At 32.4% G+C, this 13,768-nt stretch carries 13 protein-coding genes and 1 pseudogene; 9 read left to right on the forward strand and 5 right to left on the reverse strand.

The genetic code is table 11. The annotated features are described in order from the left end of the window. Window positions 1–68 precede the first annotated feature (68 nt). Window positions 69–968 carry a PLP-dependent cysteine synthase family protein gene (locus J3R86_RS01680; RefSeq protein ID WP_207517791.1) on the forward strand — a complete coding sequence of 300 codons (900 nt, stop codon included), beginning with the start codon at window positions 69–71 and terminating at the stop codon, window positions 966–968. Between the two features lie 2 nt (window positions 969–970). Next, on the forward strand, window positions 971–2,116 hold the full coding sequence (locus J3R86_RS01685) for a bifunctional cystathionine gamma-lyase/homocysteine desulfhydrase (RefSeq protein ID WP_207517792.1): 1,146 nt from the start codon (window positions 971–973) through the stop codon (window positions 2,114–2,116). A 146-nt stretch (window positions 2,117–2,262) separates the two neighbouring features. Here the strand turns inward: J3R86_RS01685 and J3R86_RS01690 are convergent, their stop codons facing one another. Next, a complete protein-coding gene (locus tag J3R86_RS01690; protein WP_207517793.1) occupies window positions 2,263–2,625 on the reverse strand; it encodes a DUF4064 domain-containing protein in 363 nt (120 codons plus the stop codon). A gap of 230 nt (window positions 2,626–2,855) precedes the next feature. On the opposite strand from J3R86_RS01690, the gene J3R86_RS01695 reads away from it, so the two are divergent. The 5 genes from J3R86_RS01695 to ltrA all read left to right on the forward strand — a co-directional run bounded on the left by J3R86_RS01695 (window position 2,856) and on the right by ltrA (window position 8,943). Beyond that, complete coding sequence (locus J3R86_RS01695; RefSeq protein ID WP_207517794.1) at window positions 2,856–3,881, forward strand: methionine ABC transporter ATP-binding protein; 1,026 nt, start codon at window positions 2,856–2,858, stop codon at window positions 3,879–3,881. Continuing rightward, window positions 3,881–4,540, forward strand: coding sequence for a methionine ABC transporter permease (locus tag J3R86_RS01700; protein WP_207517795.1), 660 nt, complete (start codon window positions 3,881–3,883; stop codon window positions 4,538–4,540). Before J3R86_RS01695 ends, J3R86_RS01700 begins: the two co-directional genes overlap by 1 nt. A gap of 31 nt (window positions 4,541–4,571) precedes the next feature. Further along, a complete protein-coding gene (gene gmpC, locus J3R86_RS01705) occupies window positions 4,572–5,414 on the forward strand; it encodes a MetQ/NlpA family ABC transporter substrate-binding protein (protein ID WP_207517796.1) in 843 nt (280 codons plus the stop codon). A 363-nt stretch (window positions 5,415–5,777) separates the two neighbouring features. Further along, window positions 5,778–6,962 (forward strand): LysM peptidoglycan-binding domain-containing protein, encoded by a 1,185-nt coding sequence (locus J3R86_RS01710; protein WP_207517797.1) that lies wholly within the window; start codon window positions 5,778–5,780, stop codon window positions 6,960–6,962. 694 nt (window positions 6,963–7,656) lie between these two features. Further along, window positions 7,657–8,943 carry a group II intron reverse transcriptase/maturase gene (gene ltrA / locus J3R86_RS01715; protein ID WP_207518488.1) on the forward strand — a complete coding sequence of 429 codons (1,287 nt, stop codon included), beginning with the start codon at window positions 7,657–7,659 and terminating at the stop codon, window positions 8,941–8,943. A 67-nt stretch (window positions 8,944–9,010) separates the two neighbouring features. Here the strand turns inward: ltrA and J3R86_RS01720 are convergent, their stop codons facing one another. Further along, the gene (locus J3R86_RS01720; protein WP_207517798.1) at window positions 9,011–9,277 is read right to left on the reverse strand and encodes a hypothetical protein; all 267 of its coding nucleotides are present in this window, start codon (window positions 9,275–9,277) and stop codon (window positions 9,011–9,013) included. 156 nt (window positions 9,278–9,433) lie between these two features. Between J3R86_RS01720 and J3R86_RS01725 the strand changes: the two genes are divergently transcribed. Together J3R86_RS01725 and J3R86_RS01730 are read left to right on the forward strand one after the other, a co-directional pair. Next, window positions 9,434–9,817: an NUDIX hydrolase gene (locus tag J3R86_RS01725; protein WP_207517799.1), complete on the forward strand. Its 384-nt coding sequence runs from the start codon at window positions 9,434–9,436 to the stop codon at window positions 9,815–9,817. Window position 9,818: 1 nt separating this feature from the next. Next, a pseudogene (locus tag J3R86_RS01730) lies at window positions 9,819–10,327 on the forward strand (GNAT family N-acetyltransferase). Window positions 10,328–10,722: 395 nt separating this feature from the next. Here the strand turns inward: J3R86_RS01730 and J3R86_RS01735 are convergent. From J3R86_RS01735 to gltC, 3 genes are all read right to left on the reverse strand, one after another. Next, window positions 10,723–11,511: a YibE/F family protein gene (locus J3R86_RS01735; RefSeq protein ID WP_207517800.1), complete on the reverse strand. Its 789-nt coding sequence runs from the start codon at window positions 11,509–11,511 to the stop codon at window positions 10,723–10,725. Further along, window positions 11,508–12,620, reverse strand: coding sequence for a YibE/F family protein (locus J3R86_RS01740; protein ID WP_431607784.1), 1,113 nt, complete (start codon window positions 12,618–12,620; stop codon window positions 11,508–11,510). The genes J3R86_RS01735 and J3R86_RS01740 overlap by 4 nt, the downstream gene beginning before the upstream one ends. 93 nt (window positions 12,621–12,713) lie before the next feature. Then, the gene (gene gltC / locus J3R86_RS01745; RefSeq protein ID WP_207517802.1) at window positions 12,714–13,598 is read right to left on the reverse strand and encodes a glutamate biosynthesis transcriptional regulator GltC; all 885 of its coding nucleotides are present in this window, start codon (window positions 13,596–13,598) and stop codon (window positions 12,714–12,716) included. Between the last annotated feature and the right edge of the window lie 170 nt (window positions 13,599–13,768).

Genomic DNA, 13,768 nt, shown 5'->3' on the forward strand with positions numbered 1-13,768 from the left:
TTAATAGAAAGTAGGTCTAACACTGTTAATGATTTGCATTTAAACATCGTCAACAGTGTACATCAACTATGATTGCATATGACTTGATTGGGCAAACGCCATTAGTATTATTAGAGTATTTTAGTGATGATAATGTCAAGATTTACGCTAAACTTGAACAATTTAATCCTGGTGGTAGTATTAAAGATCGCCTAGGTAAGTACTTAGTTGAGACAGCTTTAGAAGCTGGTGAAATACAACAAGGTGATACGATTGTAGAAGCTACTGCAGGAAATACTGGTATAGGACTGGCAATGGCTGCTAATCGTTTTGATTTGCACTGTAAAATATTTGCACCATATGGTTTTTCAGAAGAAAAAATTAGTATTATGACAGCATTAGGTGCTGATATTTATCGCACACCTCAGAATGAAGGAATGATTGGGGCACAACAACAAGCCAAAGCTTATGCACAACAGCATGATGCATATTATATGAACCAATTTGAAACAGCACGTAATCCACAAGCATATCAAGACACATTAGCACCTCAATTAATTCATGCCATTCCTCAAATAGATTATTGTGTTGCTGGAATTGGGTCAGGAGGTACTTTTGCTGGTTTGGCACAGTATTTGAAAGCTTATGATGTTAAATGTTATGCAGTAGAACCAGAAGGCTCTATTTTAAACGGAGGAGCGAAACACGCTCATGACACTGAAGGCATTGGTTCTGAAAAATGGCCGCAATTTTTAAAGCGACAATTAGTTGATGGTATTTTTACTATTGAGGATAAAGATGCATTTAACAATGTTAAATTATTAGCAATGAAAGAAGGTTTGTTAGTTGGAAGTTCTTCTGGAGCAGCATTGCAAGGTGCATTGGAGTTAAAAGAGACTATTACACATGGTACAATCGTTGTCATATTTCCAGATGGTAGTGATAGATACATGTCAAAAAAGATATTTAATTATAAGGAGACGAAATAATAATGAAAAAGAAAACTAAAATGATTCATGGCGGACATACAACAGACGACTTTACAGGAGCGGTGACGACACCTATTTATCAAACAAGTACGTATTTACAAGATGATATTGGTGATTTACGCCAAGGTTATGAATATTCACGAACAGCTAATCCGACAAGAAGTTCTGTAGAAAGTGTTATTGCAGCATTAGAAAATGGTAAATTTGGCTTCGCATTTAGTTCAGGTGTAGCAGCAATTAGTGCTGTAGTGATGTTACTAGATAAAGGTGATCATGTTATTTTAAATTCTGATGTTTATGGTGGTACATACCGCGCACTAACTAAAGTATTTACACGTTTTGGTATTGAGGTTGAATTTGTAGATACAACAAACACGGATAATATTGAACAAGCTATTAAAGAAAATACTAAAATGTTATTTATTGAAACGCCTTCAAATCCATTATTACGTGTTACAGATATTAAAAAATCTGCTCAAATTGCTAAGCAGCATCATTTAATTTCGGTTGTTGATAATACATTTATGACACCTTATTATCAAAATCCTTTAGATTTAGGTATTGATATCGTATTACATTCAGCAACAAAATATTTAGGTGGTCACAGTGATTTAGTTGCAGGATTAGTTGCTACATCTGATGATGATTTAGCAGAAAGATTAGCTTTTATTTCAAACTCAACAGGTGGTATTCTTGGACCTCAAGATAGCTACTTATTAATTAGAGGTCTGAAAACATTAGGCTTACGTATGGAACAAATTAATCGTAGTGTATCAGACATTATTGAAATGCTACAAGCACATCCAGCAGTTCAACAAGTATTCCATCCAAGTATTGCAAGTCATTTAAATCATGACGTTCATGCTGCTCAAGCTGATGGACATACTGGCGTTATTGCTTTTGAAGTTAAAGATACTGACAGTGCAAAGCAAGTCATTAGAGAAACTGAATATTATACATTAGCTGAAAGTTTAGGCGCTGTAGAAAGTTTAATTTCAGTACCAGCATTGATGACACATGCATCTATCCCAGCAGATATCAGAGCTAAAGAAGGTATTACTGATGGATTAGTGAGAATTTCAGTAGGTATAGAAGATACTGAAGATTTAGTTCAAGATTTAAAATCAGCGTTAGATACTTTAAAATAAGTTATTGCATATAGATTAAGAGAAAATGTTTGTAGCCTAGGTTCTCTATGATATTATATTATGCAGTTGAATATAAAAATAACAGCATTAGTCATTGAAGAAATGTGTTTGATTTCACCAATGACTAATGCTTTTTGTTTTGTCGGTTATTTTCGAATTAAAGCTAAAATACCGGCAACGATAATTAATAAGCCAGATAATACTCCAAATAAACTGATAAAAACAATGTTTAATATGCCACCAATAATTAATAAAGTACCCATTAAGACGCGTTTTTTATTGATAATACAACTTAAAATTAATGTGATGACACAAACTATGATAACTGCAAGACCCAAGCCTATAACACTATTTCCGCCTTCAGCTTCAAGCGAACTAGCAAGACTGCCAAAAAACATAGCGAAAATGCCTCCAAGCATTCCAAAGATACTTCCCATAATACCTAGTACCATTTCAGCAACGCGACTTGTTTGTTTAACATATGTATTGTTTTGGTTAATTTCAGACATAACATTTCTCCTTAAAAATTAATACCATTATTATAATCTAAAACAATTAATATTGGTATACTAAATATTAAAAATATTATTAATGTTGTGTAAAAACTTAAAAAATAAACTTTTTATTTTTGTCTTTGTTTTTAGAAAATTTCGATAATTGTATTGACGTTTGCAATTTAGTCACATATAATTCTGTTATTCTTATCATTTTTGTAGGGATTACTGAAGGGGGACAATTGATGATTCAGTTTCAGCATGTGAATAAAACATATCGTAAAAAAAGTAGAACGATACAGGCTTTAAATGATGTCAACTTTACTGTCAATCGTCATGATATCTTTGGTGTTATTGGATATAGTGGCGCAGGAAAAAGTACATTAGTGAGACTTGTTAATCATCTAGAGTCAGTTTCGACTGGACAAGTCATCGTAGATGGTCATGATATTAATCAATATTCAGACAAAGCATTAAGACAAGTGAAAAAAGATATTGGTATGATTTTTCAACATTTTAATTTATTACATTCAGCAACAGTATTTAAAAATGTGGCTATGCCACTTATTTTAAGTAAAGTTAATAAATCAGACATAACACAAAAAGTGGTGGAAATTTTAGACTTTGTTGGCTTGACTGATAAGAAAGATCATTATCCCGATGAGCTATCTGGTGGGCAGAAACAACGTGTGGCTATCGCAAGAGCATTAGTCACTAATCCCAAAATTTTATTATGTGACGAAGCTACTAGTGCGTTAGACCCAGCTACTACAGCGTCTATTTTAGAATTGTTGAAAAAAGTTAATCGTGAATTTGGTGTCACAATTATGATGATTACGCATGAAATGAGTGTGATTAAGCAGATTTGTAATCGTGTTGCTGTCATGGAAAAGGGAGAAGTTGTAGAGATAGGAAGTGTCAAAGATGTCTTTAGTCATCCTTCCACTTTAACAGCTAAGAATTTTGTCTCAACGGTGATTCAAACAGAACCTACACCATCGTTACTTGAGCAGTGGAACACAAAGCAAACTGAACCTTACAATGATTTCAAATTATTTATTGATTCAACACAAATGGAACAACCGATTATTAATGACTTAATTGAAAACTATCATGCCAAAGTTAATATCATGTTCTCTTCGATGTCTGAGATTCAAGGTGAGGTAGTTTGTTATATGTGGTTACGCTTAACTGCTGTTCAGCATTTTAGCAAAGATGATGTTATTACATATTTTGAAAATCAACATATTCGATATGAGGAGGTGCGATAATGTTTGGTTCAAGTTTAGATTCATCACAATTAATGCAGGCATTGTATGAAACATTGTATATGGTAACTGTCGCGCTAGTAATTGGTGCCTTGATTGGTATTCCATTAGGTATTTTATTAGTGGTAACTAGAAAGAATGGTGTTTGGGAGAATCAAGTCATTCACCAGTTGCTCAATCCTATTATTAATATATTAAGATCGGTACCTTTCATTATCTTACTCATAGCCATCGTTCCTTTTACAAAGTTACTTGTTGGTACTTCAATAGGAACGACAGCAGCAATTGTGCCATTGACTGTATATGTTGCACCATATATAGCAAGATTAGTAGAAAATTCATTATTAGAGGTTGATGAAGGAATTATTGAAGCAGCTAAAGCAATGGGAGCATCTCCACTTCAGATTATTAGGTATTTTTTATTACCAGAAGCACTAGGTTCGTTAATCTTAGCTTTAACAACAGCGATTATTGGATTGATTGGTAGTACTGCTATGGCAGGAGCTGTTGGTGGTGGCGGTATTGGTGACTTAGCACTCGTATATGGTTATCAACGCTTTGACACGATAGTGATAGTTATTACTGTAGTAGTGTTAATTATTATAGTTCAACTGATTCAAACATTAGGCAATATATTAGCAAGGTTAGTTAGAAGACATTAATTAAAATATAGGCTTTAAAGGAGAAGAGTATATGAAAAAATTAATAGGAATTATCATTTTAGCAGTATTAGTATTAGCAGCATGTGGAGGTAATAATGATAAAAAGGTAACGATTGGTGTTGCTTCAAATGATACAAAAGCTTGGGAGAAAGTTAAAGAGTTAGCTAAAAAAGATGATATAGATGTAGAAATTAAGCATTTTTCTGATTATAATCTACCGAATAAAGCATTAAATGACGGTGATATAGATATGAATGCTTTCCAACATTTTGCCTTTTTAGATCAATATAAAAAGGCACACAAAGGTACAGAAATATCAGCATTAAGTACGTCAGTATTGGCACCATTAGGTATATATTCGGATAAAATTAAAAACATTAAAGATGTTAAAGATGGGGCAAGTGTAGTTGTACCTAATGATGTTTCAAACCAAGCGAGAGCATTAAAATTATTAGAATCAGCAGGGTTAATTAAGTTGAAAAAAGACTTTGGTTTATCTGGAACAACGAAAGATATTACATCAAATCCTAAACATTTAAAAATTAAAGCAGTAGATGCACAACAAACTGCACGCGCACTGTCAGATGTAGATATTGCTGTCATTAATAATGGTGTTGCTACAAAAGCAGGTAAAGATCCTAAAAAAGATCCAATTTATTTAGAAAATGCCAATTCAGACGCAGTTAAACCTTACATTAATATTGTAGCAGTTAACTCTAAAAATATGGATAATAAAACATACAAAAAAATCGTTGACTTGTATCATTCTAAAGAAGCACAAGAAGCATTAAAACAAGATGTTAAAGACGGGGAAAAGCCTGTAAACTTATCAGCTAAAGAAATTAAAGCCATCGAAAAAGATTTAGCTAAATAATAATATAAAACAAATCACATAACTATATTACTGACATCCTACAAGGTATAATTTTCAAAATTAATGACCTTGTAGGATGTTTATTTATTGTAACAAGTTTAATAGTAATATAAAAAGGTATGTAACATATTAAGCGTAAATTTTATGAAATTGTAATAATTTAGATATTGTAAAATTTAATTATTTATATTAATTTAAAGAAGTATTTATAAAGACATTTCAAAATATATTATCAATTTGTAATCTTAATGTCATCAAAAATCAACGTGCTATACATAATAAAAGCGTATAATGATGAAGTATTATAAAAAACGTATAAAAATTTAAAAGAAAAGTAAGTTAAGTAAGAGGAGGATTTTTCACGTGCAGAAAAAAGTAATTGCAGCTATTATTGGGACAAGTGCAATCGGTGCTATAGCGTCAACACATGCAGAAGCAGCATCTACACATACGGTTAAAAGTGGTGAATCCGTATGGTCGATTTCTAATAAATATGGTATTTCTATTGCGAAGTTAAAGTCTTTAAATGGTTTAACTTCAAATCTTATCTTCCCTAATCAAGTACTGAAGGTGTCTGGATCAACAAGTGCTTCAAATACGACATCATCAAATGGATCTAATTCAAGTTCAGTATATACAGTACAAGCAGGCGATTCATTATCATTGATTGCTTCAAAATATGGTACAACATACCAGAAAATAATGAGTTTAAATGGTTTAAATAACTTCTTTATTTATCCAGGACAAAAATTAAAAGTCAGCGGTGTAGCAAGTAATACATCTACTAATACAGGAAATGCTGCATCTTCAGGTGGTTCAGTATATACAGTACAAGCCGGTGATTCATTATCATTGATTGCTTCAAAATATGGTACAACATACCAAAAAATAATGAGCTTAAATGGTTTGAATAACTTCTTTATTTATCCAGGACAAAAATTAAAAGTCAGCGGTGTAGCAAGTAATACATCTACTAATACAGGAAATGCTGCATCTTCAGGCGGTTCAGTATATACAGTACAAGCCGGTGATTCATTATCATTGATTGCTTCAAAATATGGTACAACATACCAAAAAATAATGAGTTTAAATGGTTTGAATAACTTCTTTATTTATCCAGGACAAAAATTGAAAGTCAGTGGTACGGCTAGTCCTTCAACTTCTAATACTGGAAATAACACATCAAATGGTGGAAACTATCAATCGCCATCATTTAATCACCAAAACTTATATACATGGGGTCAATGTACATATCATGTATTTAATCGTCGTGCTCAAATTGGTAAAGGAATTAGTACATATTGGTGGAATGCTAATAACTGGGATAACGCTGCAGCAGCAGATGGTTATACTATTGATGGACGTGCAACAGTTGGATCAATTGCACAAACAGATGCAGGATATTATGGTCATGTTATGTTTGTTGAACGTGTCAATTCTGATGGTAGTATTTTAGTGTCAGAAATGAACTATTCAGCAGCACCTGGAATTGTGACATATAGAACAATTCCAGCATACCAAGTTAACAATTATAGATATATTCATTAATTAGCTGATAAAATAAAAAAGTTTCGTCTAATGTAGATAACTTATGCATTAGACAAGACTTTTTTGGGTTCTCTAATTTTCAGGACTGATAAATAAAAAGTGAATAATTTAAAATATAAATAATTATGTATCAGTCCAGTTTGGGAGAGAACCACTTTTTGTCGTTAAAACTTATAAATTTTAATATTCATTGTGCGCCCGGCATGGGTAATTACTAGACGGTGAAAGTCCGTTACAGGCTTGGTAGTAGGAACTGTTAGCGAAAGACAAGGGTGTCCATTGTGAAATGGAATCTGAAGGAAGTCGGACGCAAACACTCGCACTGACGAACAGAAATATCATACAAGGCTATGTGGAATGGATGAATCTGCAATACAAGATAAAGTCCGATACTACCCGAGTTCTATATAGTAAATGATGCAGTGGAATGAGTGGAAAGTGGTTACTCTTACCCGGGGAGGTCTCATCAGCGATAAAAAAATCGTAGTAATAACGAATGATGAGAAGTCAGCAGAGGTCATAGTAGGTAGAAATACTGAAGGACTGAACAATATTCATACAAAGTAAAGAATGGAGGTTAGAGATTTACAACGTACAGAATACAATTAATGATTGGCAACTCATAGAAAGATAAGTAGTGGAACGAAAAAGGATATATGAGTGCGTACAGTAAATCTTAGGTGAAATGAAAGAAATGTATCGTGAGTCTCCATCTATGATGGAGCTTGTTGTAAGAGAGAATAATATACAAAAAGCAATTAAGAAAGTGAAGAAAAACAACGGTGCACCTGGCATCGATGGCATGCGAGTAAGTGAATTAACATCACATTTCGCAAAATACTTTCCACAAATTAAACAAAAACTGCTTGATGGCACGTATAAGCCACAAGCAGTAAGAAAGGTTGAAATACCTAAATCAAATGGGAAAAAGCGCGTGCTTGGAATCCCTGTCGCAAGAGACAGAGTTATCCAACAAGCCATTAAACAAGTCATTGAACCTAGTATCGACCGTACTTTCTCAAAACACAGTCATGGCTTTAGACCGAATCGTAGTACAGGAACTGCACTTAAAGAATGTGCAACATACTATGAAGAAGGTTACTTAGTTGCAGTTGATTGTGATTTAAAACAGTGCTTTGATATGTTGAACCATGATAAATTAATGTATCTATTTGAACGACATGTTCAAGATAAAGCCATTTCTAAATTTATTCGTAGAAGCCTACAGGTTGGTGCAATCGACCTCAATGGTAATTATCGAAGTAGAGAAATAGGTGCACCGCAAGGTGGTGTTATTTCCCCGTTACTTTGTAATATTTATCTTCACGAATTAGATAATGAATTGGAGAAACGTGGTCATCGCTTTGTTCGTTATGCAGATGACTTCGTCATCTTTGTACGTACAAAACGAGCGGGTCAACGTGTCATGGAAAGTGTGACAAAGTTTATCGAAAAAGACCTTAAACTTATTGTAAATAGTGAAAAGAGCAAGGTAGGTTCTATCACACGTTTAAAGTTCTTGAGTTGTCTAATGACCAAAGTAAATGGCACTTATCGTTTCAGACCGACTATGGAAGCAAGAAGAAATTTAAAACGCACCTTAAGACGTCTAACGAAACGAAATAGACCAGGTACCTTTAAAGAGATTATATCAGAAATTAATCAAGTAACACGAGGGTGGATAAATTACTTTGGTAAAGGATTTATTACAGGTTTTGTAACGAAGTTACAATCATGGTTAAACCGACGCATTAGACAACTAATCCTCAAAAGATGGAAAAGAATAAAAACCAAATATAAGATGTTACGTAAGTATGGACTTGACCATAAGAGTGCAATGAAAATTGCCAATTCAAGAAAGAAATACTGGCGCTTATCATCAACGCATGAAGTTCATCGTGCACTTACAACAAAACGTCTCTACAAGTGGGGGTTAGAACCATTAACCCAACTCGCAGAGACGGCTTACGCAAGATATTGAACCGCCGAGTACGGAACCGTACGCTCGGTGGTGTGAGAGGACGGATAATCAAATAATGGTTATCCTCCTACTCGATTTTAACTTTACGTAAACTTGTAAATAATCGAGCACCATTACCTAGTAATGATATCACAGCACCGAATTTTTTTACTTTGCGTGGAGATTTAAATGAGATATAGAAATCAAGTAGTGTACCTATAGCGCCTAAGCCAAGTGATAAATATACTAAATTTTTGTTTTTAGCGTTATATTTCATACCGTTATATCCATCAACGATAAAGCCAGCTAAATTGAAAAAACGAGATAAACGTTCTGGTTGAGATTTTTTAGACATACAATAATTCCCCCATTAATTTTTTTATATGTTGTTGAAGTCTATGTTGTATATAATAATTACTAAGCTTGTGTTGAACTCAGTAACTTTGTCTATATGATACCATAATACATATATTGACGAATCATACAAAAGATAAACATAGGGGTGAGTTGAATGATTAAATGTGTTTGTTTAGTCGCAGAGACTAAAAATCAGATATTATTGGTCCAAGTAAGACATAGAGCTAAATATTATTTCCCAGGTGGTAAAATTGAAGTAGGGGAATCTTTGGTTGAAGCACTAATCAGAGAATTAGATGAGGAATTAAATTTAACGCTACGAGAAAAAGACTTAGAATTTATAGGTACGGTTGTGGGACCAGCATATCCGCAGCTCAATACACTAACAGAATTAAATGGTTTTAGAGCATTAATTGACATTGACTGGGATAAAATCTCTATTAATAATGAAATTACGGATATCAAATGGATTGATAAACAGAATAGTGAGCTTATTGCACCAGCAGTTCAACAATGGATTGCACAAGGAGTTAACTAATATGATATTGCAGGATATAACATTAGCACATTATCAGCAAAATGATTTACAAGCTGTAAAACAATTTCAACTATTGGAGATAGATAATAAATTTGTTAAAACACCATATGACAATATTATTGCAGCTATAGAAGATTATCATAGATATCCTATAATGGTATGGAGAAATAATGATGTGTAGCATTTTTTACGTTACATATAGAAAAAGGTGTTGTACCTTTTAGCGAAAACACTCAAGCTATCTTTTTCAGATCGTTCAGTGTAGACGCTCGTTATCGAAAAGAAGGTATTGCTAAGCAAGTGATGTCTAAGTTGCCATCATTTATAGTACAACAATTTAAAGGTATAAATGAAATCGTTTTGACGGTTAATACGGATAATCCTAAGGCACTCAATTTATATAAACAACAAGGCTATAGTTATCAAGGTGATAGTTTTTTAGTTGGAAGACCAGTTTATATCATGTCACTAAAGATTAAAGATTCTCTATTATTCAGGACTGATAAATAAAAAGTGAATAATTTAAAATATAATTATGTATCAGTCCAATTTGGAAGAGAACCAGATTAAAACATAAATTAAAAACCAATCAAATTTACCAATGACTATGTTCTTGATAAAGAGGACGGCATGTTTATACCGTTTTAACATAGTACGACTGTAATTTTGATTGGTTATTTTTACGTGTAGTATGAATAGCTGATGTTATCAACAAAATTTGATGTATATATTATAACTTATCAAAGTTAGAAGCCACTATTATCGTTAGTGGCATATGTTGCATATATCTAGATTAGTTGATTGTACTAGCAGTGGTTGATTACCAAAGAGTAGATACTGTGTAAGCGATAAAAATGACTGTACTATTATTCTAAAAAGATAGTGATTAATCTGTTGCTCGTAAGTTATTTCATATGAACAGTATCATTTTTTAAGCGTGTATGCTGTCGTTTTTTAATTAACCACGACGTCATCCATGCAGTAATAGGGATACTCATGGCCACAGCTATTCCACCTAATAAAATAGATATAAACTCTTGTGCAAATATTTTCGAGTTAATAATGTGTCCAAATGAATAGTTTAATTTAAAAAACCAAAAAAACAGTGTTAATTGACCTCCAAAAAAGGCGAGATATATAGTGTTAGCTGAAGTAGCTAAAATTTCCCTGCCAACATGCATACCAGACTGAAATAGCTCGTATTGACTGAGTTTAGGATTAACTTGATATAACTCATATATTGGAGAGCTAATCGTAATTGCTAAATCAATCACTGCCGCAATGACAGCAAGAATAATAGTAAATACCATAAATTGAACCATATTAATACCAATGTTCATTGAATAAATATAGGTTTCATCTTGTTGCTCTGTGGCAAAGCCTTGTAAATGTCCAAAGTATACTGCAAGGTAAATAACAGTAATTAATAAAGTAGTTGTAATGATAGTAGCGATGAAAGCCGCTTGTGTTTTGATATTATAACTATTCAATACAAATAAGTTGCAAGCAGCAATAACGATACAAAATACAAATGTGACAATATATATAGGCATACCAAAAATAATAAAAATGATACTAATCACTAAGATGGCAAAGTTTAAAAATAAAGTTAAATATGATACTAACCCTTTTTTACCACCAAAAATAAGCATTAATATTAAGAGTAAGGCACCTAAAATGACGACTGCATTCATAGTCTAGCCCTCCTTATAGTTTCTCCAAGTTCCATTAATACAATAGTGATAGGAATAGTTAAGACGATGCCTATACCGCCCGTTAAGGCTCGAACGATTTCTAAAGACCAATTCATTGAAATGGTATAAGTAAGGGTATTAGCATTTTTTAGGTAAATCAAAAACATAGGTAATGATCCAGATAAATATGAAAATAATAAAATATTTGTCATTGTACCCATGATGTCTTGCCCGATGTTTCTACCTGCTAAAGCCCAACGTGTCTTTGAAATATTCGGGGTACGTTGTAAAATTTCGTGCATACCGCTCGCAATCGTGATGGCGACATCCATGATAGCGCCTAGAGAACCTATGAGCACTGAAGCTAAAAAGATATCTTTAGGAGGTAAAGATAAAAAATTCATTGTTTCATATTTAATACCTTGACCACCAGTGAGCGTAATTACTAATTCAGTGAGCCCGATAGCTAACATTGTACCTGCAATTGTGCTGATAATAGTAATGACAGTACGTGCATGCCAACCAGTGACAAGCAATAAGGTGATAACTGTTGAACAAATCATTGCCATTGTCATTAGCAAGAATAAATTCGTATTACTAAACGAGTTATGTATATAAATAGCTGTTAGTACGGCAATTGTATTAATCATTAACGATAAGATAGATTGTAATCCTACTTTACGTCCTACTATTAAAACAGTTAATAAAAATAAACCTGTTATTGTTACAGTTAATGTATCTCGTTTCTTTTCAATAATATCGGCATCGATCAATTTATCAGAAATATGCAGTAATACTTTGTCTCCTTTATTAAAGGCTTCAGAGTCTGCTTGAGATTTGACGTAATCATGTTCTATATTAGTTGTTTGTCCTTTGAAATGGCCATTTAATATTTTTAATGTCAATTGCGTTTTGTATTTAGTGTCATGATTATGTTGGTCATCTGTTATTGATGTTGTTGACAGATGCTTCACTTGTTCTACTTTTCCTATAGGTTGATTGTACAAAGAAGTGTTAAATAAAGTGAAAATAATACTGCAAATATAAATAATACAAAAAATGACAATAATAATATTATAAGGCTTCGTAAAAAAATGTCTTTGTTGCAATAACAAAACCTCAATTCTTTTAGTAATATGCTGATTATACGCCCTTAAAAGCTGTAATTCAAAAATATTAATATTAATTTTCACAAGCGATTATTAGTAAAAAGTTGATGTTTTAGTCATCAGTTGTTTGATTAAAGTTAATAAAATACCTATATCACTTTTAACATAAGGTTCTTTGGTGATAGCACAGATTGTTCTTTTTAATTCAGTATGTTCTAAAGTAATGTTTACCCAATCTTGAGAATTAGGCAATGAAATTTGTTTAGGACAAATGATATAGCCATTTTTTTGTTTTAATATATATTGGGCTAACTGTTTATTACTAATTGTATAAATATCTGTTTTAGTAAATGATTGTAATTGCTTTTTTACTGATGGTGTAACTGAATATAACGTATACATGTGACTATTTTCGAATTGTATTAATGGCGGATGAGTTGATAAGGTGATTGGATCATCTGATGGTGCATATAAGTGAAAATGTTCTTCGAATAAAGGTAACACGTATATGGATTTGTGTTTTTTAATATCATAGTTCAATTCAGTAAAGCCTATATCAATATTGCCATTTAATACTTGATCGATAATAGTATCCTGTGTCATTAAATTAGGTATGATATGTGTATCGTTTTGTAAATGAAATGATTGTATAAGTGGTAATAACATCATTGATACATCACTCTCTTCGTAGCCAATATAAATACTTTTATGTTTACTTAATCCGTGATTTTGAAATTGTTCTATTGTCGTATCTAGATGATCTAATATCGTTAATGCCTCATTAAATAATAATTTCCCCTCAGATGTAAGCGAGATATTTCTTCCTTGTCTTTGAAACAAAGCGACATTCAATTCTTGTTCGAGTAAAGTAATTTGTCTACTAATGGCAGATTGTGCGATATTCAATTCTAATGCAGTTTCAGAAATATGTTCGCGCTTAGCTACCTCAACGAAATAGCGCAATTGTTTAATTTCCATAAATACCTCCATAACAATAGTATGTTTACACGTTATTATACCAATTTCATCTTTGATTAATCTATTTTTTAGAATGATATCTTCTATTTTATATATTGAACAGATCAATTTTTTAGATTATAGTAATTATCATTAATAACTAATATCAGAATATTCTAAAAAAGGGGAGT

This window comes from Staphylococcus simiae (assembly GCF_017357005.1).
Lineage (GTDB): Bacteria > Bacillota > Bacilli > Staphylococcales > Staphylococcaceae > Staphylococcus > Staphylococcus simiae_A.